The sequence below is a fragment of the Thalassospira sp. ABL2_045 genome (assembly GCF_056161285.1).
Genome location: NZ_JBSWYV010000004.1, coordinates 168454 through 190604, shown reverse-complemented (window position 1 = coordinate 190604; position 22151 = coordinate 168454). Strand labels below are relative to the sequence as shown.

The following is a 22151-nucleotide window of genomic DNA, read 5'->3' as shown; positions in this document are numbered from 1 at the left end:
CTTTTGGCGTGCAGGCTATAACACAAATGACACGCTGTTGCACCACAGCGGATGTTAGATAGAAACAATGCGGCGGGCGGGCTATTGGACATTCGTCGTAGGGCGGCAGGTAAAATTCAATTAATTCAAATATTTGCGAATGTTCTCTCGCAAATTAATTTTGTTGTTGCAAGCCAAAGAAATAAGTGGTTTCTAAGCTCCGTTATACTCTTTGGGTTGGGCTGTGCAGCGTATTTCTTGCTCCCCGCGCGCATTGGTGCCGGTCAGATTGGTCTGGCCGTGATTCTTTTGGCCTGCGCATTCTGGATGTCGCGGCGCATTGCAATCATGGCCTTTGTCTTTCAGCTGCTTGCCAGTATGGCTTTCGGGGCTTTGACAAGTGCGGTTCATACCGAACTCGGCCCTGATAATATTCCAACAAAAACGCTTTATGCGACGGAGGTCACCGGCACCATTGTCGGGCTGGAACCACGCAATGGGCGGATCCGCGCAACTGTTAAGCCATCGGAAATTGAAGGCATTCCAAGCGATCAATTGAACTGGAATGTCCGGCTCAGTTTTCTGGGTGATAGTGTGCTTGCGATTGGTGATCAGATCCGTGCAAGCGTGCGGCTCTTTCCACTGCGTTCGCCATCCGTCCCCGGGGATCCCGATTTTTCGCGCAACCTCTATTTCAGCGATATTGGCGCATCCGGGTTTGTGTTCGGGCGGCAGTTCGAAGTTTTAAAGCGTGATAATGCTTTAAATAACAATGCCTTGTTGGTTTATGTTGAAAGAGCACGTCAATATATATCCGCCACAATCAGCAATGAAATGCGCGGACCGGAAGCCGGAATTGCGAAGGCGCTGATCATTGGGGAGCGCGGCGAAGTCACCCCGGAAATTGCCGATAACCTTCGAAAATCCGGTCTCGCGCATCTGCTGGCGATTTCCGGTTTGCATATGGGATTGCTCTGCGGGACGGTGTTTTTCCTGATCCGCTTCGGACTGGCCGCCATTCCGGCGATTGCCCTGCGTTATCCGATCAAGAAATGGGCGGCGATGGCTGCGATGCTGGCGGGTCTTGTTTATCTGGGCTTGTCCGGCGCCACCATTCCGACCCAGCGTGCCTTTGTCATGTTGCTCGTCGTCTGGTTGGCATTGCTTTTGGATCGCCGTGCGATCTCACTTCGGCTGGTCGGGGTAGCAGCCATTGTGGTGCTGCTCCTGCGGCCTGATGCCGTGCTGGGGGCAAGTTTCCAGTTGTCTTTTGCCGCCGTTGGCGCGCTTGTCGCCTTTTATGACGGGCCGGGGCGGCGTTGGCTTGACCGACAAGGGATGTTGTCCTGGTATGAGCGAGGTGGTCTTTATCTTGCCGGTTTGCTTCTGACCAGCCTGATTGTGACGGCCGTGACCGCCCCGATCATCGGCTACCATTTTGGGCGCATTTCCATGCTTGGCGTTTTGGCCAATCTGATCGCCATTCCGGTAATGGCCTTCTGGGTGATGCCTTGGATCGTTGCGACGCTGGCGCTGATTCCGCTTGGATTATCCGGCCTGTCCTTGGCGGCGATGAAGCCTGGACTGACAGTGCTTCTCGAAACCGCTGATCTGGTCGCGGCCCAAAACTGGGGGCTTTGGTATGTCGCGGGTCTTGATATGTTGGCGGTCGCTTTGGGGTTGCTCGCACTGGCATGGATTGTTATCTGGCGCGACAAGTTGATGATCCTCCCGGTACTCCCTGTGATCGCGGCAGTCTTCATTTTTCAGATAACCCATCAGGAACCTGAAATTCTGATCTCGGGGGACCGTGAAAGCTTTGCAATCTATAATCCGGATGCCGGTATCCTGCACACATCCTCCCGGCTGAATGGTTTTCAGAAAGATATCTGGATGAACCGCTTTGGCATTCGCCCGGAACAGGCAACACGGCGCGTTCAGGCGTGCCAAAGTGATCCCTGCAGGGTTGCTGTCAGTGTGGACGGCATTCCTGCGCAGATAATTGTCGCCAGCCGCATCACCAATCCGTTTTATGCCTGTCGCAATGCCGATATCGTCGTCAACCAACAAACCGATCTGCCTAACAGCTGTCAGGTGTCTGGGGCGCGTATGGTGATTGATGATGATGTGCTGTGGTGGCAGGGCGGTGTGGCCGTCAAACTGCCGACAAGCCCGGACAATCAAACGACAATCAAAACAGTGCGCGAAGACAGCGGCAATTGGCCCTGGATCATCATTGGCAGTAGAGCAGGGCGCTAGGTGCCCACGTTGGCCCCAACTATAACCGTTAAAAAAGAAAAACGCCCGGGCAAAAGCACCGGGCGTTTGATCTTTAAAATGCAGGCAAGCAATCAGTATTGACGCAGCAGCCCGACCAGACGGCCCTGGATTTGCACCCGGTCCGGCGACAGGGCGCGGGTTTCATAGCGTGCATTGGCGGGTTCAAGCAGCACTTCACCGCGGCCACGTTTCAGGCGCTTCAGGGTGGCCTCGGCGTCGTCGACAAGGGCGACGACAATGGTGCCGTCATGAGCCTGCTCGCAACGCTGGATCAGAACCGTGTCGCCATCAAGAATGCCGGCCTCGACCATCGAATCACCAGAAACTTCAAGGGCATAGTGATCGCCGGTGCCGAGCAGGGCGGCCGGGACCTGCACCATGGTGCTTTGATCGCGAAGCGCCTCGATCGGCGTACCCGCAGCAATCCGGCCATAAAGCGGCAACCCAATGGATTCCCCGGCCTCAGAGAAGGCGGTTGGCACAGTCGCGGGCCGATGCGGGGCCTTTCGCGCACTGGCGATGGATGTCACGTTGTTGGGCGTGTCGGGCGTGTCATCCTCGTTATTTTCAGGCAGGCGCACGACTTCCAGTGCACGCGCCCGATGGGCAAGGCGGCGGATGAAACCGCGTTCCTCAAGGCCTGTAATCAGGCGATGAATGCCGGATTTGGATTTAAGGTTCAGGGCCTCTTTCATTTCATCGAAAGAGGGCGAAATCCCGTGATCGCGAAGGTAATTGTCTATATAGACCAGCAACTCATATTGCTTGCGCGTCAGCATGATATTTCCCGAACCTGTAAAAAGAACAAAAAGGATACACGAATGTTCTACTTTAGTTCTTTTCGCGGGTCAAGCGGGTCTGTGCGATTAAACGCAAAAACCGAATAATCGCGGCAATCCTTCAAAAAATGTGAATAGTAGGCCGTGAAACAGGACAGGATGTTAGTCCGCCGTAAAGGTCCCCGACTTACCACCTTCTTTCCGGGTGACCCGCAGATCGGTAATCCTCATACTTTTATCAACCGCCTTGCACATGTCAAAAACCGTCAGTGCTGAAACTGATGCCGCGGTGAGGGCCTCCATCTCGACACCAGTCTTGCCGGTTGTCTTGCAGGTGGCGGTGATATCGACTGCGTCGGCATCTTCCGCAAGCTCAAGGTCGACCGTGACCGAGGTCAGGGGCAGGGGATGACAGAGCGGGATCAGATCGGGGGTCTTTTTCGCGCCCATGATCCCGGCAAGCTGGGCGATGCCAAGAACATCACCCTTTTTATGGCCGCGATCCGCAATCAGCTTGGCCGTTTCCGAAGACATCAGAACCCGGGCTTTGGCAATCGCGATGCGCGCAGTTTCCGCCTTGGCCGAAATATCGACCATCACCGCATTGCCACCGGCATCAATATGGGAAAGCTTGTCTGCCATTTTCGGTCCAGTATGGGTCAGGCCGCAAGGCCGAGCAGGTTACGGGTGGCGGTGGTGACGTCGTCCTGACGCATCAGGCTTTCACCGATCAGGAAGCACTGCGCGCCGACCTTTGCCATGCGGGCGAGATCGTCCGGGGTGAACAGGCCGCTTTCCGCGACCAGCAAACGGTCATCACCGACCATGCTTGCCAGTTCCTCGGTCGTCGTAAGGCTGGTTTCCATGGTTTTGAGGTTGCGGTTGTTGATGCCGAGCAAACGCGATTTCAGCTTGAGCGCACGTTCAAGTTCCGGGGCATTGTGCACCTCGATCAGGACGTCCATGCCAAGGCTGTGCGCGGCATCTTCAAGTTCGGCCGCAAGGCTGTCTTCAAGGGCTGCCATGATCAGAAGGATGCAGTCAGCGCCAAGCGCACGCGCCTCTGTCACCTGATAGGGATCGATTATGAAATCCTTGCGAAGGGCCGGAAGGTCGACGGCTGCACGGGCGGCGACCAGATAGCTGTCATCGCCCTGGAAATAGGGGATGTCGGTCAGAACCGACAGGCAGCTTGCCCCGCCAGCCTGATAGGCCTTGGCCAGTTCCGGCGGATTGAAGTCTGCGCGGATCAGGCCCTTGGACGGTGATGCCTTCTTGATTTCGGCAATCAGGCCATAACGGCCATCAGCAACACTGGTTTCAAGCGCATTGATGAAGCCACGCGGTGCGGACTGTTCTTTTGCCTCTGCCTCAAGCGCGCCAGGGGTCTTGCGCGTCTTGCAGGCCGCGACATGATCGCGCTTGTCGTTGCAGATTTTGGTCAGTACGTCGCTCACGCCGCGTTTCCTTCGTTCGTAATGTCTACAAGGCCCTGAAGGGTCTCGGCAGCCTTGCCGCTATCAATCGCGTCGGCGGCCTTTTTGATACCATCCGCCAGATCGCTGGCAATGCCGGTCACCACAAGGACCGCACCGGCATTCATCAGAACGATATCGCGATAGGGGCCTTTCTTGGCGGCGAGCAGGTCCGTAATCGCCTTGGCATTCTCGTCGGCATCGCCGCCTTTGAGATCGTCAAGCGTTGCGGTTTCAAGACCGAAATCGCTTGGATTGATTTCAAAGGTGGTGACGGTGCCATCCTTGACCTCGGCGACAAAGGTCGGGCCGGTGGTCGAGATTTCATCAAGGCCGCTATGACCATGCACTACCCAGGCATGGACCGACCCCAGACGGTTCAGCACATGGGCAATCGGTTCAACCCACTGTTTGCCAAAGACACCGAGAACCTGACGTTTGGTTTTGGCCGGGTTGGCAAGTGGGCCGAGCAGGTTAAAGATCGTTCGCGTGCCCATTTCAACACGGGTCGGCATGACGTGGCGCATCGCCGAATGATGGCGGGTGGCCATCATGAAGCAAAGATTGATCTTTTTCAGCGCCTTTTCGAGAAGCTTCATATCGGCATCAAGATTGACACCAAGCGCCATCAAAACGTCCGCAGAACCGGATTTTGACGACGCCGCACGGTTGCCGTGTTTGGCAACGGTTGCGCCAGCGGCGGCTGCCACAATGGCCGCCCCGGTCGAGATGTTATAGGTGCCGCTGCCATCACCGCCCGTGCCGCAGGTATCAACCGCATTTTCCGGGGCAACGATGCCGGTGGCCTTTTCGCGCATGACACGCGCCGCCCCGGTGATTTCATCAATGGTTTCACCGCGCAGGCGCAACCCCATCAGGAAAGCCCCCATCTGCGACGGCGTCGCCTGACCGGACATCAGCACGTTAAAGGCGCCTTCGGCCATGCTTTCGGTCAGTTTTTCGCCATCTGCGACTTTGGCCAGAATTGGCTTCAGATCATGATCAGTCGACATCGGGTCTTCCTTGGTTTGCGGTCCAGTGCGTGTTGGGCACTATCGGTCAGGCACTGGTATAGTCGATAAAATTCTTCAATAGGGCGTGTCCATGTTCCGAAGCGATGCTTTCGGGATGGAACTGAACACCATGAATCTGATGGGTTTTGTGACGCACGCCCATAATCAGACCATCTCCGCTTTGGGCGGTGATTTCAAGGCTGTCGGGCAAAGTTTCGCGTTCAATCACCAATGAATGATAACGGGTGGCTTCAAACGGGCTGGGAAGGCTTGCAAAGACGCTTTGTCCGGAATGGGTCATCGCATCGGTCTTGCCATGCATGCATTCGGGGGCGCGGATGACCTTGCCGCCAAATGCCTGGCCAATCGATTGATGACCAAGACACACACCAAGCAACTTGACCTTGCCAGCCGCCGCCTTGATCAGATCAAGGCAAATACCGGCCCGTTCCGGGTCACAGGGACCCGGCGAAATCACAATGCCTTCGGGGTTAAGTGCGAGCGCTTCTTCAACGCTGACCTCATCATTGCGGCGCACTTCGACCTCGGGGCCGAGTTCGCGCAGATAGTGCCACAGATTGAATGTGAAACTGTCGTAATTATCGATGAGGAGATACATAAAAAAGCAGGCTCACGCACATTAAGGTCGGCAGAGAATAAACGCCATTGTATTTACGTCAAGCAGAAGCAGAGCAAGGCTTTTTTAGCCTCTGGCGAGTCTTTGATCACGCGAGGTGTAATCCTTTAACCGTGCGCTAACCAGAGCCGTTTTAAAAAGATCAAAAGAACCACCGACAGGATCGGTGTATAATCACCATATGGGAAGGGGCTGTTCAATCAACGAAACAGCCGCTACGAGCATCCCAGCAAACGAATACTGGAGACCACAGCGTGGCACGCCGGGCAACCCGGGCAACGACCGCCAGCCGTAAAAAGGCGGCACCCAAGAAATCCAACCGTAAAAAGACCGCTCCGAAAAAGAAAACGGGTGGCATTGGTCGCCTGATGCTGGGCGGGGCCTTTGTTGCGGGTACGTTATCGGCGATCATTGCGGTCGGCAGCATGCTTGAACTTGATCGCGCGTCCGATGAAATTGGCCGTGCTTCGGATCAGGGCGCACCAAATTATGCGCTGGCTGACCCCGAACCGACCCCGATGCTGCGCAAGGATTACACCCTGTCAGACAACGCATCGGTTTCCGAGCGCGGACGCACGGGATATCTCGTTGGCGAGAATGACGGTGCCGGCGCATCAAAGGGACAGATCGGGCAGGGTGAACCAGGCCTGACGGACTATGTCCCGGCACCTGCATCCCGCAAGCCTACCCAAGGGGGTGATATCCTTCCGGGTGACAGTGGCAGTGATGTGCCAGGTTCGTCGGTTGCCGCCATGGATCAGCCGTGGCGAAAATATGCCGCCCTGACACAGGATACCGGCGACAAGCCGGTAATTGCGATTGTGATTGATGATGCCGGCCTTGATCAGCCGCGCACTGCCCGCACGGTCGAGCTGCCAGGCCCGATCACGATTTCCTATCTGCCTTATGCACGTAACTTGCAGCCACAGGTCAATGCGGCGCGCAAGGCCGGACATGAAGTGATGCTGCATATGCCCATGGAGCCGTCCTCCAGTGCGGTTGATCCGGGGCCACATGCCCTGTATGTCAGCGATGGTCGTGACAAGGTTCTGTCGGAAATGAACTGGATGCTGGATCAGTTCGATGGCTATGTCGGTGTGAACAACCATATGGGCAGCAAGTTTACATCGGACCCCGCCCATATGAAAATGGTCATGGAAGTCATGAAGTCCCGTGGACTGATGTTCCTCGATTCCCGCACCAGTGCAAAGTCTGTTGCCTACTCCACAGCGGGCCGTTTTGGTGTTCCGGCTCTGACGCGTGATGTGTTTATCGATGATGCAGACGATGCTGCCAAGATTGCTGAGATGCTTGATAAAATCGAACGGGTGGCCAGCAAACAGGGATATGCCATCGCCATTGGACATCCACGCGATCGGACGCTTGGCGCGCTTGCGAAATGGATTCCTGAAATTCAGGCCAAGGGGTTCGAGCTGGTCCCGATTACAGATGTTCTGCGCCGATCAATGCAGAGTGTGACTGGCTAAGCTTAACCTGAACAAATCGTCATTCCCACGAAGGTGGGAATCCAAAACGGTAGCAACGCTGTTTGGATTCCGGGTCTACGCTTCGCTTCGCCCGGAATGACGGTTTTCATCTTTGTTATGGTTTGTTCCCGTCACGCGAAGCGATGGGCTTCGCGGGCGGCGGCCATGAGCGCGCCGGCCTTGTTCTGGCATTCCTTGTGCTCGAGTTCCGGTTTGCTATCGACAACGACGCCTGCGCCTGCCTGAATGTGGATTTTCTCGTCCTTGATGACGGCGGTACGCAGCGCGATGCAGGTATCCATCGAACCGTCGGCCGAGATATAGCCGATACAGCCGGCATAGATGCCACGACGGACCGATTCCAGTTCATCAATGATTTCCATGGCGCGGACTTTGGGGGCGCCCGAAACGGTTCCGGCCGGGAAACCGGCCTTGAGCGCGTCCATGGCGTCATATTTGGTTTCGTCAATCTGACCGACCACGTTTGAGACGATATGCATGACGTGGGAGTAGTATTCGATCTGTTCGCGGTCGGTGACGCGCACGGTTCCCGGCTTGGAAACGCGCCCGACATCGTTACGGCCAAGATCAAGCAGCATCAGATGTTCCGAGCGTTCCTTGGGATCATCAAGCAGGTCTTGCGCCATGACTTTGTCGTCATCGGACGTCTTGCCGCGCCGTCGGGTGCCGGCAATCGGGCGAATGGTGACTTCGCCATCGCGCAACCGCACCAGGATTTCCGGGCTGGCGCCGACGACCTGAAAACCGCCGATATCAAGATAGAACATGAAGGGCGACGGGTTGATCCGGCGAAGGGCGCGGTAAAAGGCAAAGGGCGGCAACTGATAAGGCAGCGTATAGCGCTGTGAGAGGACCACCTGAAAGATGTCGCCTGCGCGGATGTAATCCTTGGCCTTTTCGACCATGTCGTGGAAGCCGGCCTCGGTCACGCTGACCTTTGGGGCGGGCAGGGTGTCGGGCACGGATTTGGAGCGGCGGTCGATAAACAGGTTACGCTGGAACTGTTGGACCACGTCATTGAGCCGTGCGCAGGCCAGATCATAGGCCGCATCAGCCGAGATACCGTTTTCCGGGCGGACCGGGGTGACGACGGTTACCGTGTCTTCGATGGTATCAAAACTTGCGGTCACGGTCGGGCGGATGAAAATGCCATCAGGCACATCAAGTTCATCCTTGTTGCTGTCGGGCAGCTTTTCCATCAGACGGACGGTGTCATAGCCCATATAGCCGACCAGACCGGCACTCATCGGCGGTAGGTTGTCAGGCAGTTCGATGTAGCTTTCGGCGATCAGTTTCTTGAGGCTGTCAAGCGGGGCGTCATCCTCTGCCACAAAGGCGTCGGCATCGGCCATTGCCCGGCGATTGAGTTCGGCCTTGTTGCCAAAGCAGCGCCAGATCAGATCGGGTTTGAGCCCCAGGAAGGAATACCGCCCACGGACGGATCCGCCTTCAACAGATTCAAGCAAATAGGTGTTTGGCATGCCTTCGGCGATCTTGAGAAAGGCCGAGACCGGTGTATCAAGGTCAGCGGTCAGCGAGGTCCAGAGAACCTGCGAAATGCCGTTGTCGTAGTTATGCTTGAAACTGGTGAAATCCGGTTTGATTTCCATGGTCTGTCCGATGGTTGGGCGCGTTATCAGGATAGAAAAAGGGCGACCGGAGTGTTCCGGTCGCCCTTGTTGACTGATCAGTTTGCAGCGGTTGGCTGATAAAGCTCGTTGATCACGCTGTTATTCACACTGACCGAGATTTCCTCGTTCAGGTAATTGAGATACTGCGCAAGGATGTCCTCGTTAAGCGCTTCCTTGAGCTCGTCATTTACCGGTCGTGCGTCTGCGGTGTTGATGTCGGCGGCCTCGATGTCATCAAGCTTGACGACAAGAACGTCTTCACCGGTCTGAACGGCTTTGGCCTTGCCATCTTCAAGGGTGAAGAGGGCTGCGGCAACAGCCGGGTTTACATCATCGCCAAGGCCCTGGCCGGTGCGGCGGGTCATGCCGGTTTCGCGAACGGTGGTCGCGTCTTCGGATGCAAGCGTCGCGATGTCAGCACCGGTATTGTTGATGTTGCCAGCCAGTTCTTCGGCCTTTTCCATCATCAGGCGCTGACGTTCTTCGGCGGTCCAGGCGGCGACGACGTCTTCACGGACGTCTTCGAACGGACGCAGGGCCGATGGCGTTACGTTTTCAACGCGGACAACATAACGGGTGCCCGAAGCGGTTTCTTCGAGGAAGCTTTCCTCGCCGTTTTCAAGCTCGAAGATCTTGGCGTTGATTTCTTCTGCACCGTCAACGTTCTGACCTGCAAGGCCTTCGCCACGGACAACGCCGTCAAGCTTGTAGGTTTTTGCACCAACGTCACGTGCGGCATCTTCGATCGGGGTGCCTGCACCGAGTTCCTCGTCAAAGGTGGCGGCAAGATCGTAGATCGCGTCTTCGGCTTTGAACTGCTTGAGGCCATCAACAATGATGTCGCGGACTTCATCAAGGCTTTGCGTGCTGCCCGGGGTGACGGACGGAACGCGGATGATATGCCAGCCAAGGGCGGTTTCAACCGGTTCGGAAATGCCACCTTCTTCAAGGGCGAAGGTGGCTTCGCTCAGATCCGGCAGGATGTCATTGGCGGTGAATTCGCCAAGTTTGACCATGGCTTCGTCCATGCCGGCATCTTCGGCAACGGCCATGAAGTCAGCACCTTCCGTCAGGCGGTTATAGGCGTCACGCGCGGTCTGTTCTTCGTTCGGGGCAAACAGGATCTGTTCGACCGTACGTTTTTCCGGGGTCTGGAATTCAGGTTCGCGCTGGGCATAAGATTCGGCGATTTCATCCTCGGTCACGGTGATGGTCGGGATGAGATCGGCTGCGCTGAGCGTTGCCAGGGTCACGTCGCGGCTTTCCGGTGCGGTGAACTGTGCGGCGTTGTCTTCGTGATAGGCACGCAGGGTTGCATCATCGGCGACCGGAATGTTGGCGAACTCGTCCGCATTCAGTGCAAAGAACGAACCGCTGCGCTGTTCATTGCGATAGGCAACGATCTGGCGTGCCATGATGTCAGGCACAGCTGCCGGGCTGGTCAGGCTGTCAACAACCTGCTGGCTCATCATGTCGCCACGGACACCATTGATGAATTCGTTTTCGGTGTAGCCCGCCTGATAAAGTGCCTGCATGAAGCGGTCACGGCTGAACTGGCCAGTGGCCGGGTCCTTGAAGCTGTCAGATGAGAAAATCTGATCGCGGACTTTTTCGTCGCTGATGCCGATGCCGATATTCTTGGCATCTTCACGCAGGATCTTCTGCGAGACGAGCGACTGCACCGTATTGTTCAGAAGGCCCATCTGGACGGCCTGCTGCTGGTTGAAGTTCGGTCCGAACATGTTTCGCATATTCTGAACGCTGCGCTGAAACGCGCGGTCCAGTTCGACCGGGGTGATCTTCTGGCTGCCGATTTCGGCAACTTCACGCGAGGTGCCCAGATTAAGCATCGATGCGTTCAGGCCCCAGATCACGAAGCTCAGTGCAATCACGCCAAAGATAATCTTGGCGAAGATTGATTTCGAAAATGTGCGAATGCCAGCAAGCATATGATAAGCCTAACAATCCGTGGTTTGACGCCAAAGTCAGGCTTTGACGTCGTTTCATTATTGATCGCCCGGACAGCGCCTCAGATGACACGGGCCGAGCAAATTTGCCGCGCATCTTAATGGCGAGTGTTATCAGCGGCAACAGGCGATTGTATAGAAGATGACTGCAATCACATCCTAAATAAGCGATCAGGCGTTTTCGGGTACTTGGCCCCGCTGGCATGGCATGCTAAAACCCGCGTCGAAACAGGTCCTGTAACAAATCGTAACGGCCGCAAACGGGTTGTTATTGCCTTGATACACGGACATAATATGAACCTGATCAGCACGAGGTACCCCCGATGACCCAACGCCGTCCCCTGATTGCCGGAAACTGGAAAATGAACTGTTTGCGTGCAGACGGTCTTGCGCTGGCGTCAAGCCTGGCGGCGAAGGCGTCTGAAAAAGGGGCGCTTGGTTGTGATGTTCTGGTCTGTCCGCCGGCGACGCTTCTTTCGGACGTGGTTGGCGTCACACACGGAAGTGCCGTTGCTGTTGGCGGGCAAGATTGCCACGCTGCGATTTCTGGTGCGCATACCGGTGATGTGGCGGCTGCGATGCTTGCTGATATCGGGGCGGAATATGTTCTGGTTGGCCATTCCGAGCGCCGCGCGGATCATGCTGAAAGCTCAACCGATATCCGCAAAAAGGCGATTGCCGCCCATGATGCCGGTTTGACGGCGGTTGTCTGTGTGGGGGAAACCGAAGAAGAACGTGATCTTGGTGCGACGCTTTCGGTGGTGAACGGGCAGGTGGCTGTATCGCTTCCCGAGGGGGCAACCGCGAAAAACACCGTTGTGGCCTATGAGCCGGTCTGGGCGATTGGTACGGGCCGTACGGCAAGTGTTGCCGAAGTTGCCGAGGTTCATGCCGCGATCCGTGCCGAACTGGTCAAACGGTTCGAGGATGGCAATGAGTTCCGCATTCTGTATGGTGGTTCGGTCAAACCGTCCAATGCCAAGGAATTGCTGGGCGTTGAAGATGTCGACGGTGCGCTTGTCGGCGGGGCGAGCCTGAAGGTTGAAGATTTCTGGCAGATTATTGAATCCTGCGCCTAACGGATAGTGCTGCAGATTTTGTTCAATATGGTCTAGCCAACAGCCATAAAACGCGTTAAATACGCATCAAATTTATGCCCGATCCGGGCACAATTGCGTTTGGATCGGTAGATTAGGACAAGAGTTTCGACACCATGCAAACAGTCATTCTGGTAATCCACCTTCTTCTTGCGCTCGGCCTGATCGCCGTGATTCTCGTGCAGCGCAGCGAGGGCGGTGGGCTTGGTATCGGCGGTAACAGCGGCGGTGGCGGCGGAGGCGGCGGCTTCGGCGTGATGAGTTCACGCGGCGCTGCGAACCTGCTGACCCGTACCACTGCTATACTGGCAGGCGCATTCATGATCACCAGCATCATCCTTGCCCTTCAGTCGAACACCCATACCCAGCCGGCTTCGATCCTTGATCAGGCACCGGAACCGGCGCCGGCGGTCACTGAGCCCGCCGAGGATACCGGGCCTGCGGCTCCGACCCGATAAAAAATAAACCGACGACATGAGGCGGCAAACTTGCCGCCTCAATTTTTGATTGTTGTATTTCCCGGTTCGTGATGCACTGAACCGAGGCTTTGTGCTTTGAGATGAGGCCAAGATAATGACTCGTTATATCTTTATTACCGGTGGCGTTGTTTCTTCGCTGGGCAAAGGTCTGGCTTCCGCTGCTTTGGGTGCGTCCCTGCAGGCACGCGGCTTTACAGTTCGTCTGCGTAAACTTGATCCATATATCAACGTCGATCCGGGCACCATGAGCCCGTACCAGCATGGCGAATGCTATGTGACCGAAGACGGGGCGGAAACCGACCTTGATCTTGGTCACTATGAACGTTTCACCGGCGTTTCTTCGCGCCGTTCCGATAACGTCACCACCGGTCGTATCTATTCCAACGTGATCGCACGCGAACGTCGCGGTGATTACCTTGGCGGGACGGTGCAGGTCATTCCGCACATCACCGATGCGATCAAGGAATTCGTAATGTCGGACGCGACCGAGGACTTTGTCCTGGTTGAGATCGGCGGCACGGTTGGCGATATCGAAAGCCTGCCGTTCCTTGAAGCGATCCGTCAGATGGGTAACGACCTTGGCGATGGCCGGGCGTTGTTCATGCACCTGACTCTTGTGCCGTATATTTCTTCGGCCGGTGAACTTAAGACCAAGCCGACCCAGCATTCCGTCAAGGAACTGCAGAGCGTTGGTATTCAGCCAGACATTCTTCTGTGCCGTTGTGATCGTGAAATTCCGATCAATGAACGCCGCAAGATTGCGCGTTTCTGTAACGTCCGTGAAGCGGCGGTTATTCCGGCTTATGACGTTGATAACATCTATCAGGTGCCGATCAGCTACCACCAGTATGGCTTGGATAACGAAGTGCTGCATCACTTTGGCCTGCAGGCGCAGGAACCCGACCTTCAGCCGTGGGAAGATATTTGCAGCACCATCCGCAATCCGGAAGGTGAGGTCACCATCGGGATCGTTGGCAAATATATCCAGCTTCCCGATGCCTATAAGTCCCTGACCGAAGCACTGACCCATGGCGGGATCGCCAACAAGGTGCGTGTGAAGCTTGAATGGATTGCGTCTGACGCGCTTGAAAAAGACGGCAACGTCAACGAAATCCTGTCGAAGCTTGATGCGATCATGGTGCCGGGCGGTTTTGGCGAACGTGGCGCAGAAGGCAAGATTGCCGCCGCCCGTTATGCCCGCGAAAACAAGGTGCCGTATTTCGGGATTTGCTTTGGCATGCAGATGGCGGTTCTTGAAGCCGCGCGTAACCTTGCCGGGATCAAGGATGCGTCTTCGTCCGAATTTGGTCCGACCAAGACACCGCTTGTCGGTCTTATGACCGAATGGGCCAAGGATGGTGGTGCGGTTGAACGTCGTACCGATGATGATGACCTTGGCGGTACCATGCGTCTGGGCAACTATGAGTGCAAACTTGTTGATGGCACCCATGCGCGCGACATTTATGGCAACGAAACCGTTCTGGAACGTCACCGCCATCGTTATGAGGTGAACGTCAACTTCATGGCGCAGCTTGAGGAAAAAGGTCTTAAATTCTCTGGCCTGTCGCCGGATGGTCGTTTGCCGGAAATCGTCGAATATCCGGATCATCCGTGGTTTATCGGCGTTCAGTTTCACCCGGAACTGCGTTCGCGTCCGCTTGATCCGCATCCGCTATTTGTTTCCTATATCAAGGCCGCCAAAGAACGCAGCCGTCTGGTGTAATCGCGACTGTCGGACTATTTGATAGCAACAGACACGTGATCGACTGAAAGCCTTTGCAATGACCGAAATTAAAACTGTCAAAGTCGGCAATATCGAAATCGCCAATGACAAGCCGTTCGCCGTTCTGGCGGGGCCGTGCGCGATTGAAAGCCGTCAGCACGCGCTCGAAATGTCTTCGGCCCTTAAGGAACTGTCCGAAGGGCTTGGCATCGGGCTTGTGTATAAGAGCTCGTTTGACAAGGCCAACCGCACCAGTGCGACGTCCAAGCGCGGTGTCGGCCTCAAGGAAGGACTTGATATCCTGGCCGAGGTCAAGGAAACTACCGGGCTTCCGATCGTAACCGATGTGCATCTGCCGGATCAGTGCGCGGCTGTTGGCGAAGTTGCCGATATCCTGCAGATCCCGGCATTCCTGTGCCGTCAGACCGATCTGCTTGAAGCAGCCGGCAAGACGGGCCGTGTGGTCAATGTCAAAAAGGGCCAGTTCCTGGCCCCTTGGGACATGGCCAATGTCGCCAACAATCTGGCTGCGACCGGCAATGAAAACATCATGCTCTGTGACCGTGGGACCAGCTTTGGCTATAACACGCTTGTCACGGACTTCCGTGGACTTCCCACCATGGCCCAGCAGGGCTATCCGGTTGTCTTCGATGCCACCCATTCGGTTCAGCAGCCGGGCGGACAGGGCACCTCGTCAGGTGGCCAGCGCCAGTTTGCACCCGTTCTGGCCCGTGCGGCCGTTTCGGTTGGTATCGCAGCACTGTTTATCGAAACCCACGATAACCCGGCGACGGCCATTTCCGATGGCCCGAACCAGATCCCGTTAAACAAGCTTCCCGAAGTTCTTTCGGTTCTGATGGAACTGGACAAAGTGGCAAAAGCCAATCCGGTTCGTCTGGATATGTTTGACGCGTAAATATCAGATGCCGCCAGTCAGGGATTGGCGGCATTCTTTTTTGCTGTAACCTGCATGCCTGATAAACAGGTATGGTTCCTACCAGTGAGGAGAACGTTTCTGTCATGACCGCTATTATTGATATTCGCGGCCGCGAAATCCTTGACAGCCGTGGTAACCCGACGGTCGAGGTTGATGTCACCCTGGAAAATGGCGCCTTTGGTCGTGCTGCCGTTCCGTCGGGCGCATCCACCGGTGCACACGAAGCCGTCGAACTGCGTGACAAGGAAGACCGCTATCTTGGCAAGGGTGTCACCAAGGCGGTTGCATCCGTGAATGGTGAAATCTTTGAAGCACTGGCCGGCATGGATGCCGAAGACCAGCTTGCCATCGACAGTGCCATGATCGAGCTTGATGGCACCGAAAACAAAGGCCGTCTCGGCGCAAACGCCATTCTCGGCGTATCGCTGGCAACGGCCAAGGCTGCGGCCGAAGATGCGGGCCTGCCACTTTATCGTTATGTTGGTGGTTCGTTTGCCCGGTCGCTTCCGGTGCCGATGATGAACATCATCAATGGCGGCGAGCATGCCGACAATCCGATCGACGTTCAGGAATTCATGATCATGCCGGTATCGGCCGAGACCTGCTCGGACGCGATCCGCATGGGCGCTGAAATCTTCCACAACCTGAAAAAAGCCTTGTCGGCAGATGGCCTTAACACCAACGTTGGTGACGAGGGCGGCTTTGCGCCGAACATCGCCTCGACCGAAGCTGCGATCAGCTATGTCATGAAATCGATCGAAGCGGCGGGCTATCGCCCGGAAGAAGACGTTGTGCTGGCGCTTGACGCAGCATCGACCGAGTTCTTCAAAGGCGGCAAATATGTGCTGTCTGGTGAAGGCAAGTCGCTTGATCCGAGTGAGATGGTCAAATACTGGGCCGATCTTGTCGGCAAATATCCGATCTTCTCCATTGAAGACGGCATGGCCGAAGACGATTGGGATGGCTGGGCAGAGCTGACCTCTGCCATTGGTGCCAAAACCCAGCTGGTCGGTGATGACCTGTTTGTCACCAACCCGAAGCGTCTGTCTGACGGTATCGAGAAGGGCGTTGCCAACTCGATCCTGGTCAAGGTCAACCAGATCGGGACGCTGTCTGAAACCCTTGAAGCGGTCGAGATGGCCCACCGTGCCGGTTACACCGCGGTGATGTCGCACCGTTCGGGCGAAACCGAAGATTCGACCATTGCCGATCTTGCAGTTGCCACCAATTGCGGTCAGATCAAAACCGGCTCGCTGTCGCGTTCTGACCGTATGGCAAAATACAACCAGCTGATCCGCATCGAGGAACTTCTTGATGCCGGTGCACACTTCCCGGGTCGTTCGATCCTGAAGTAATACCACGCTGCACGACATTTCAGATGTACTAACAGGCCGCTTTCCGATGGGAAAGCGGCCTGTTTGCTTCCGGAACAGGGCAGTAAATTCGAATATCAGGATTAGCGGATTGAGCGTAATCGCATTGGTTTGCGCTGGTCGCTTAACTCTATTTTTACCCGCTTATGCGCAAGGTTAGGTGTAATGTTACCGGGTTTGTAGCCTTGTTTGATGGTAAGTCACTGTCAGGCAAGCGAAATAACGCATGTTGTTTTTACGTTGTGAACCCGGAATGGTGTGTTTTGTTTCCAAGTCGCGTTAGCGTGCAAGGGGCATAGGGTAAATGGCGTCCAATTCGCCGGTTTTTCGTCGCCTGAAACAGGCTGTCGCACCGGTAATCGCATTTACAGTGATGGCGTATTTCATCTTCCATAGCGTGGAAGGGGAGCGCGGTCTGCTGACCTATTGGTCGATGCAGGACCGGGTGAGCGAGATTGCCCGCGTGCTCGAAGAAACCACCGAGGAGCGCAAGTCGCTTGAGCAGCATGTGATTTCGCTACGCGCAAAGCACCTTGATCCCGACCTGCTTGATGAGCGCGCGCGGGCAATGCTCAATGCCGCCCATCCAGATGACGTGATCATTTTCCATCACGATGGATATAGCGACGTCGCCGATATTACGACGGTTGCCGCCGGGGCGAACTAAACGTCGGGCAGGGCACTGTACTGTCTGGCCTCCGCTGATCACCACTGATCCCTGTTGAATTCTCCTGATCTTGTTGCGCGCACCGTCCGGAAAGAATCCATTTTTGACCAAGTGTGGCTTTTGGCACGAAAAAATCCGTTTTGATGGGCCTATATCGCTCGGTGAGACAGAAATTACCGGTTGTGAAATGCGTTCAGGAATGCTCGCAAACGGGTAAGTAGTTGTTTAAACTGAGTTATGGTTTAAACGCCATTTTGATCTGATCTGGTAGAGGTCTTTGATATTTAATGCATTCTTCCGGTTGTTTTCCGTTGTGCGCTGCTATGCGAAATTATCCTCGAGAAAGCATAGCATTTGTGACGCAGGGGAATGAACGAGTTTTAAGGCAGTGCCTCAAGTTGCTGAAAAACCAGCATCTCTGCAAAAACACGTAAACTCATAGATTAACCAAATTACAGTTTATTTGTGATTGTGCGTTGCAAAACAACGGTTTAAACGCGGTGAGATTGCTTGCCCTTGAGGTCTGTTTTCGGTAGTCATTTCGGTGGTCCAGTACCGAATTAAGCGCTCATACATGATGCTTAAGCGATAGCCATCCACCGGGAGGAAACATGGCGACCACAAAACGCAAACGCGCCACGACGCGCGCCGACAACCAGGCGAGCAGTGACGATCTCCTCAAATATTACCGTGAAATGCTGCTGATCCGCCGCTTTGAAGAAAAAGCCGGTCAGCTGTATGGCATGGGTCTCATCGGTGGTTTCTGCCACCTTTATATCGGGCAGGAAGCCGTTGTTGTCGGCATGCAGGCCGCCGCATCGGACGAAGACGGTGTTATCACCAGCTATCGTGATCATGGCCACATGCTTGCAACGGGTATGGATTCAGCCGGTGTCATGGCCGAATTGACGGGCCGCGAAGGCGGGTATTCCCGCGGTAAAGGCGGCTCGATGCATATGTTCTCCAAGGAAAAGAACTTCTATGGTGGACACGGCATCGTGGGCGCGCAGGTTCCGCTCGGAACCGGTATTGCCTTCAATTACAAATATCGCGGTGAGAACAAGGTCTGCATGACCTATCTTGGTGACGGTGCCGTCAACCAGGGTCAGGTCTATGAGTCCTTTAACATGGCAGCCCTTTGGGAACTGCCGGTAATTTACTGCATCGAGAACAACCAGTATGCGATGGGCACCTCGACCCAGCGTCACTCGTCCAGCCCGGACCTGTATGAACGCGGCAAGGCCTATGGCATCCCGGGTGAGCAGGTTGACGGCATGGATGTTCTGGCGGTGAAAGCCGCTGGTGAACGTGCTGTGGAACACTGCCGTTCGGGCAAGGGGCCTTACATTTTGGAACTCAAAACCTATCGTTATCGCGGGCATTCCATGTCCGACCCGGCGAAATACCGGACCAAGGACGAGCTCGACAAAATGCGTAAAGAGCACGATCCGATCGATATGGTCAAAAAGCTCCTGATCGATGGCAACATCCTTGATGAAGCCGGTCTGAAAGACATCGACAAGGAAGTTAAGGCCGAAGTCGCAAAAGCGGCCGAGTTCGCGCAAAACAGCCCGGAGCCGGATGTTTCCGAACTGTTTACCGACATTCTGATCGACGCGTGATCGCAAAGACTGCGAACCGCTTTTGAACGATATTTCCCGGGAGAGAGGGAACAATGCCGATTGAAGTTTTGATGCCGGCCCTGTCGCCGACCATGACCGAAGGCACACTTGCCAAATGGAACGTCAAGGAAGGCGACACTGTCGCATCCGGTGACGTGATCGCAGAAATCGAAACCGACAAAGCCACGATGGAAGTCGAGGCCGTTGACGAGGGTACCATTGGTAAACTTGTCATTGATGCCGGTACCGAGAATGTCGCGGTCAATCAGGTGATTGCCTATATCCTCGAAGAAGACGAAGACGCGTCTGCACTTGATAACGTGTCTGCATCGTCTGCACCAAAAGCAGATGCCGCACCGGCCAAGGAAGAAGAGTCTTCTTCTGAAGAAGCCCCGGCTGCTGCGTCGTCGGGCGCTGCACCGGTTTCGGCCAGTGGCGCGATTGAACGCTCCGAAGCTGAGCCACGCGCAATGAGCGTGATGAACAGCACCCAGGACGAAAAGATCTATACCAGCTTTAAAACCCAGACCGTGCGTGAAGCCCTGCGTGATGCCATGGCCGAAGAAATGCGCACCGACGAGAACGTGTTCGTCATGGGCGAAGAAGTTGCGCAGTATGAGGGTGCCTACAAGGTTACCCAGGGGCTTTTGGATGAATTCGGTGACAAGCGCGTGATCGACACCCCGATCACCGAGCATGGCTTCACCGGCCTTGCAACCGGTTCGGCCTTTATGGGCCTGAAGCCGGTTCTGGAATTCATGACCTTTAACTTTGCAATGCAGGCGATCGACCAGATCATCAACTCTGCTGCGAAGACGCTTTACATGTCCGGTGGCCAACTTGGCTGCCCGATCGTGTTCCGTGGCCCGAACGGTGCCGCGTCGCGCGTTGGTGCCCAGCACTCGCAGTGCTATGCATCCTGGTATGCACATTGCCCGGGTCTGAAGGTGGTTGCACCGTGGTCGGCAGCAGACGCCAAAGGCCTGCTTAAGGCTGCGATCCGCGATCCGAACCCGATTGTCTTCCTTGAAAACGAAATCATGTACGGTCAGAGCTTTGAAGTGCCTGATGATGATGATTTCGTCCTGCCGATCGGTCAGGCCAAGATCGAACGCGAAGGGACCGATGTCACCATCGTGGCTTTCTCGATCATGGTGGGCAAGGCGCTGAAAGCGGCTGAACAGCTGGCAGAGCAGGGTATCTCGGCCGAGGTCATCAACCTGCGCACCATCCGTCCGCTGGATGTGAACACCATCGTGCGTTCGGTCATGAAGACCAACCGACTGGTGACGGTCGAGGAAGGCTGGCACTTCTCGGGTATTGGTGCGGAAATCGCGTCTGTTGCGATGGAACATGCATTTGACTACCTCGATGCACCGGTTGCCCGCGTGACCGGCGAAGACGTTCCGATGCCGTATGCTGCCAACCTGGAAAAGCTTGCGCTTGCTCAGGACAGCCACATCGTCGCCGCGGCCAAGGCCGTTTGCTATCGCTAAGTAAGACGGACAGGGGCAGGTTGCGGGTCAAGCCGCGCCGCCCCGTTACCGGGAGATTGCGTTCATGCCTGTAAAAGTATTGATGCCGGCCCTGTCGCCGACCATGACCGAAGGCACCTTGGCGAAATGGCACGTCAAGGAAGGCGACACCGTTGAATCGGGTGACGTCATCGCCGAAATCGAAACCGACAAAGCCACGATGGAAGTCGAAGCCGTCGACGAAGGCAAAATCGGTAAAATCCTTATTTCCGAAGGCAGCGAAAATGTTGCGGTGAACGAAGTCATCGCATTGCTTTTGGAAGAAGACGAAGATGAAAGCGCCCTTGAGGGGGCGGATACCTCGGCGGCAAGCACGGGTGGCGGCGAAAGCGCACCGGCCGAAAGCGATGCCAAAGAGGAAAAAGCACCGGCAGCTGATAAACCAGCCGCATCGGGTGGTGACAAGCCGGCCCCGGCCGCACCGGTTTCCGGTGGCGAGCGGATCAAGGCAAGCCCGCTTGCGCGTCGTATTGCTGCGAACGAAGGTGTCGAGCTTTCCGGTGTATCCGGTTCGGGCCCGCGCGGTCGTATCGTCAAGCGTGACGTTGAAGCAGCACTTTCGTCCAAACCGGCCGAAAAAGCCGCCGCGTCCGAAGACAAGAAATCGGATGCCGCACCAGCAGCCGCTGCACCGGCTGCATCTGCCTGGAACCCGGATCTTACCGGTCTTCCGGAATACGAAGAAATTCCAAACAGCGGCATGCGCAAAACCATTGCGCGTCGCCTGACCGAGTCCAAACAGCAGGTTCCGCATTTCTATCTGACGGTGGATTGCGAACTCGACAATCTGTTGGCAACCCGCAAGCAGCTGAATGAAAAGGCGGGCGATGGTGTCAAGATTTCGGTAAACGATTTCATCATCCGTGCGGTTTCGCTGGCGCTCAAAAAGGTTCCGGCGGCGAACTCCATCTGGACCGACAAGGCCACCCTGCAGTGCAAGCAGCAGGACATTTCGGTGGCGGTTGCAATCGAAGGCGGCCTGATCACACCAGTGGTCCGTGATGCCGGTTCGAAAGGCCTTGCTGAAATCTCGGGCGAGATGAAAGCCCTGGCTGGCAAGGCACGTGACGGCAAACTGATGCCGGAAGATTATCAGGGTGGCACGTTCTCTGTGTCCAACCTTGGCATGTTTGGCATCAAGGACTTCTCCGCGATTATCAACCCGCCGCAGGGCTGCATTCTGGCCGTTGGTGCGGGTGAACAGCGCCCGGTCGTCAAGGACGGCGCGCTGGCAATCGCAACGGTTATGACCTGTACCCTTTCTGTTGACCACCGTGCGGTTGATGGCGCGGTCGGTGCAGAGTTCATGGCCGAATTCAAAAAGCTTATTGAAGATCCGCTGAGCATGCTGCTCTGAGGGGTCCAAAGTTGCGCGGGGACTTTAATAAGTCCCCGCAAGCATTTGAATTTAAAGACCTGTAACCGTTAAAGGGCAGGCGAAGGAGATCC

At 55.7% G+C, this 22151-nt stretch carries 18 protein-coding genes; 11 read left to right on the top strand and 7 right to left on the bottom strand.

Annotation, left to right across the window (positions count from 1 at the left end; genetic code table 11):
* Window positions 1-237: 237 nt before the first annotated feature.
* Window positions 238-2238 (top strand): ComEC/Rec2 family competence protein, encoded by a 2001-nt coding sequence (locus ACXAIA_RS08535; RefSeq protein ID WP_475348959.1) that lies wholly within the window; start codon window positions 238-240, stop codon window positions 2236-2238.
* Between the two features lie 92 nt (window positions 2239-2330).
* On the opposite strand, the gene lexA is transcribed toward ACXAIA_RS08535, so the two are convergent.
* The 5 genes from lexA to ACXAIA_RS08510 all read right to left on the bottom strand — a co-directional run bounded on the left by lexA (window position 2331) and on the right by ACXAIA_RS08510 (window position 6145).
* Complete coding sequence (gene lexA, locus ACXAIA_RS08530; protein ID WP_475348958.1) at window positions 2331-3038, bottom strand: transcriptional repressor LexA; 708 nt, start codon at window positions 3036-3038, stop codon at window positions 2331-2333.
* 162 nt (window positions 3039-3200) lie between these two features.
* Window positions 3201-3701, bottom strand: a complete 501-nt coding sequence (gene moaC, locus ACXAIA_RS08525; protein WP_475349059.1) for a cyclic pyranopterin monophosphate synthase MoaC — start codon at window positions 3699-3701, stop codon at window positions 3201-3203.
* Entirely contained in the window at window positions 3698-4495 is a 798-nt protein-coding gene (trpC, locus tag ACXAIA_RS08520) for an indole-3-glycerol phosphate synthase TrpC (protein ID WP_475348957.1), read from the bottom strand. The genes moaC and trpC overlap by 4 nt, the downstream gene beginning before the upstream one ends.
* On the bottom strand, window positions 4492-5526 hold the full coding sequence (gene trpD / locus ACXAIA_RS08515; RefSeq protein WP_475348956.1) for an anthranilate phosphoribosyltransferase: 1035 nt from the start codon (window positions 5524-5526) through the stop codon (window positions 4492-4494). Before trpD ends, trpC begins: the two co-directional genes overlap by 4 nt.
* 46 nt (window positions 5527-5572) lie before the next feature.
* Window positions 5573-6145, bottom strand: coding sequence for an anthranilate synthase component II (locus ACXAIA_RS08510; protein WP_475348955.1), 573 nt, complete (start codon window positions 6143-6145; stop codon window positions 5573-5575).
* A gap of 272 nt (window positions 6146-6417) precedes the next feature.
* Between ACXAIA_RS08510 and ACXAIA_RS08505 the strand changes: the two genes are divergently transcribed.
* Entirely contained in the window at window positions 6418-7650 is a 1233-nt protein-coding gene (locus ACXAIA_RS08505; protein ID WP_475348954.1) for a divergent polysaccharide deacetylase family protein, read from the top strand.
* Window positions 7651-7781: 131 nt separating this feature from the next.
* Here the strand turns inward: ACXAIA_RS08505 and trpE are convergent, their stop codons facing one another.
* Window positions 7782-9281, bottom strand: a complete 1500-nt coding sequence (trpE, locus tag ACXAIA_RS08500; RefSeq protein WP_475348953.1) for an anthranilate synthase component I — start codon at window positions 9279-9281, stop codon at window positions 7782-7784.
* Between the two features lie 77 nt (window positions 9282-9358).
* On the bottom strand, window positions 9359-11251 hold the full coding sequence (locus tag ACXAIA_RS08495; RefSeq protein ID WP_475348952.1) for a SurA N-terminal domain-containing protein: 1893 nt from the start codon (window positions 11249-11251) through the stop codon (window positions 9359-9361).
* A gap of 341 nt (window positions 11252-11592) precedes the next feature.
* Here ACXAIA_RS08495 and tpiA point away from each other — a divergent pair, with 341 nt between their 5' ends.
* The 9 genes from tpiA to ACXAIA_RS08450 all read left to right on the top strand — a co-directional run bounded on the left by tpiA (window position 11593) and on the right by ACXAIA_RS08450 (window position 22059).
* Window positions 11593-12348: a triose-phosphate isomerase gene (gene tpiA / locus ACXAIA_RS08490; RefSeq protein WP_475348951.1), complete on the top strand. Its 756-nt coding sequence runs from the start codon at window positions 11593-11595 to the stop codon at window positions 12346-12348.
* Between the two features lie 134 nt (window positions 12349-12482).
* The gene (gene secG, locus ACXAIA_RS08485; RefSeq protein ID WP_008891176.1) at window positions 12483-12824 is read left to right on the top strand and encodes a preprotein translocase subunit SecG; all 342 of its coding nucleotides are present in this window, start codon (window positions 12483-12485) and stop codon (window positions 12822-12824) included.
* A gap of 115 nt (window positions 12825-12939) precedes the next feature.
* Window positions 12940-14568 carry a CTP synthase gene (locus ACXAIA_RS08480; RefSeq protein WP_475345870.1) on the top strand — a complete coding sequence of 543 codons (1629 nt, stop codon included), beginning with the start codon at window positions 12940-12942 and terminating at the stop codon, window positions 14566-14568.
* 58 nt (window positions 14569-14626) lie between these two features.
* A complete protein-coding gene (gene kdsA, locus ACXAIA_RS08475; protein ID WP_475348950.1) occupies window positions 14627-15484 on the top strand; it encodes a 3-deoxy-8-phosphooctulonate synthase in 858 nt (285 codons plus the stop codon).
* A gap of 104 nt (window positions 15485-15588) precedes the next feature.
* On the top strand, window positions 15589-16860 hold the full coding sequence (gene eno / locus ACXAIA_RS08470) for a phosphopyruvate hydratase (protein ID WP_475348949.1): 1272 nt from the start codon (window positions 15589-15591) through the stop codon (window positions 16858-16860).
* A 322-nt stretch (window positions 16861-17182) separates the two neighbouring features.
* Window positions 17183-17545 carry an FtsB family cell division protein gene (locus ACXAIA_RS08465; protein ID WP_475345873.1) on the top strand — a complete coding sequence of 121 codons (363 nt, stop codon included), beginning with the start codon at window positions 17183-17185 and terminating at the stop codon, window positions 17543-17545.
* Window positions 17546-18156: 611 nt separating this feature from the next.
* Window positions 18157-19167 (top strand): pyruvate dehydrogenase (acetyl-transferring) E1 component subunit alpha, encoded by a 1011-nt coding sequence (pdhA, locus tag ACXAIA_RS08460; protein ID WP_475345874.1) that lies wholly within the window; start codon window positions 18157-18159, stop codon window positions 19165-19167.
* 53 nt (window positions 19168-19220) lie between these two features.
* Complete coding sequence (locus tag ACXAIA_RS08455) at window positions 19221-20663, top strand: pyruvate dehydrogenase complex E1 component subunit beta (RefSeq protein WP_475348948.1); 1443 nt, start codon at window positions 19221-19223, stop codon at window positions 20661-20663.
* Between the two features lie 64 nt (window positions 20664-20727).
* Complete coding sequence (locus tag ACXAIA_RS08450; protein ID WP_475348947.1) at window positions 20728-22059, top strand: pyruvate dehydrogenase complex dihydrolipoamide acetyltransferase; 1332 nt, start codon at window positions 20728-20730, stop codon at window positions 22057-22059.
* The last annotated feature ends 92 nt before the right edge of the window (window positions 22060-22151 follow it).

Coding starts and splice junctions, on each gene's coding strand:
- lexA (WP_475348958.1), bottom strand. CDS start 3,038: ATGCTGACGCGCAAGCAATATGAGTTGCTGGTCTATATAGACAATTAC.
- trpD (WP_475348956.1), bottom strand. CDS start 5,526: ATGTCGACTGATCATGATCTGAAGCCAATTCTGGCCAAAGTCGCAGAT.
- ACXAIA_RS08510 (WP_475348955.1), bottom strand. CDS start 6,145: ATGTATCTCCTCATCGATAATTACGACAGTTTCACATTCAATCTGTGG.
- trpE (WP_475348953.1), bottom strand. CDS start 9,281: ATGGAAATCAAACCGGATTTCACCAGTTTCAAGCATAACTACGACAAC.
- ACXAIA_RS08495 (WP_475348952.1), bottom strand. CDS start 11,251: ATGCTTGCTGGCATTCGCACATTTTCGAAATCAATCTTCGCCAAGATT.
- tpiA (WP_475348951.1), top strand. CDS start 11,593: ATGACCCAACGCCGTCCCCTGATTGCCGGAAACTGGAAAATGAACTGT.
- secG (WP_008891176.1), top strand. CDS start 12,483: ATGCAAACAGTCATTCTGGTAATCCACCTTCTTCTTGCGCTCGGCCTG.
- ACXAIA_RS08480 (WP_475345870.1), top strand. CDS start 12,940: ATGACTCGTTATATCTTTATTACCGGTGGCGTTGTTTCTTCGCTGGGC.
- kdsA (WP_475348950.1), top strand. CDS start 14,627: ATGACCGAAATTAAAACTGTCAAAGTCGGCAATATCGAAATCGCCAAT.
- eno (WP_475348949.1), top strand. CDS start 15,589: ATGACCGCTATTATTGATATTCGCGGCCGCGAAATCCTTGACAGCCGT.
- ACXAIA_RS08465 (WP_475345873.1), top strand. CDS start 17,183: ATGGCGTCCAATTCGCCGGTTTTTCGTCGCCTGAAACAGGCTGTCGCA.
- pdhA (WP_475345874.1), top strand. CDS start 18,157: ATGGCGACCACAAAACGCAAACGCGCCACGACGCGCGCCGACAACCAG.
- ACXAIA_RS08455 (WP_475348948.1), top strand. CDS start 19,221: ATGCCGATTGAAGTTTTGATGCCGGCCCTGTCGCCGACCATGACCGAA.
- ACXAIA_RS08450 (WP_475348947.1), top strand. CDS start 20,728: ATGCCTGTAAAAGTATTGATGCCGGCCCTGTCGCCGACCATGACCGAA.